The organism is Thiolapillus sp. (assembly GCF_048562965.1).
Lineage (GTDB): Bacteria > Pseudomonadota > Gammaproteobacteria > Chromatiales > Chromatiaceae > Thiolapillus > Thiolapillus brandeum_A.
The window spans coordinates 1-1,372 of record NZ_JBHNMF010000781.1 but is presented as its reverse complement, the minus strand read 5'-3'; the positions used below and the strand labels follow the sequence as shown (position 1 = coordinate 1,372).

The window sequence follows — 1,372 nt, the reverse complement described above, 5'->3', positions numbered from 1 at the left end:
TAAAAAGCAGGAAATAGGCACAGATCAAACAAACAGCGATTTTCGGGCAATTGCCGTAGACATTTGCAAGGAGCGCTTTTATTCTTCCGTTTTTTCCAGCCCCAAGCCTTTGAAGCAGGTTGTGCACTATGGACCTCACCCCACTGTTGACTGCCCCCGTCCTCATCATGGCTGCCGCCATCGTCGCTGTTAGCGTCTGGATCGGTTACGCCCTCGGAAAATCAAACGAAAACAAGCGCAAGGAAATTGCCCTCAACACCGCCAGACAGGAAGCCGGACAGGCCATCACCAAGCTGCAGCACGGTTTTGAAGAAAAAATGGAGGTGCTGCAGAAAGCTCATGCCAGCGACCTGCAGAAGGAAAAGGACAGCCATGCCACGCAGGTAGAGCGCCTGCACAAGGCTCATCAGAGCGTTGTCGACTCCCTGAAGAGCAGTCATGCCGATGAAACCGAAAACCTGCGCAGCGAACATGTCGCGCTGATCGGAAAACTGGAGACCTCCAGCGCGGAAAACATGAACAGGCTGAAAGAGGAAAGTGAACAGCGTATCGGGGAACTCAAGAGAGAGATGGCTGACGCCCTTTCCAACCTGCGACAGGACCATGAACAGACCATCACGGCCCTCAGACAGCAAACGGAACAGACACTGTCCCAGGTCAAAGAGGAAAACGAGCGACGCATCCAGGAACTGAAAGACCGCCATACTGCGGAGGTCACCCGCCTGAACGCTCAGATCTCCGAGCAGCGGCAGGAACGCGAAAAACTGCACAGCAAAACAGGCGAGCTGGAAACCACCATCATTGAACTGCAGAACGAGATTCGCGAAGCCCGTCTCAACAACATGTTCTCGGTTTCCAAATCCGGAGAAAAACTCATTCGCGTCGTGCGCAGCGTGCAGGAGCTGGCAAACGAGCTTGATGAAACCTCACGCACCGTGACCGATGGAGAATACTCCTTCTTCGAGCAGATCAAGGATCAGCGGGACCGGGACGTGGTGTTGAGTCTCACCGGCGGTAACACAGGCGAAGCCGTGATGGAAGAATCGGATGACGCCGAAGGAGACAGCGAAGCATCTGCAACGGAAAAAGCACCCGGCATCTAGCGTGGAAATACGCCCAAGCTATTGATTTTGTTTTATTCGTGATGACGCAGCTTCGCGCCATGGCCGTAGGTCGGGCTTCAGCCCGACAACAGCTGCCACAACGGAGCAATGTCGGACTGAAGTCCGACCTACCAAGACGGGTTTTTCCATCGCTGCCAGCCATGGAGAGCGAAGCGAAGGCTGGTAGTCCCCAGTAGCCGCGAGGCCGCACTGTTTTCCCGGCGTGCCTTGCGCCAGAGGGAAAACAAAGTAGGCCTCCGAACGCGGCG

General features: G+C 55.2%; 1 protein-coding gene. It reads left to right on the top strand.

Annotated features, from left to right (window positions below; genetic code table 11):
• Positions 1-128: 128 nt before the first annotated feature.
• A complete protein-coding gene (locus ACOCD2_RS20035) occupies positions 129-1,103 on the top strand; it encodes a hypothetical protein (RefSeq protein WP_293649864.1) in 975 nt (324 codons plus the stop codon).
• The last annotated feature ends 269 nt before the right edge of the window (positions 1,104-1,372 follow it).

Excerpts from the sequence above, each read along its gene's own strand:
- ACOCD2_RS20035 (WP_293649864.1), top strand. The coding sequence starts at position 129 with ATGGACCTCACCCCACTGTTGACTGCCCCCGTCCTCATCATGGCTGCC.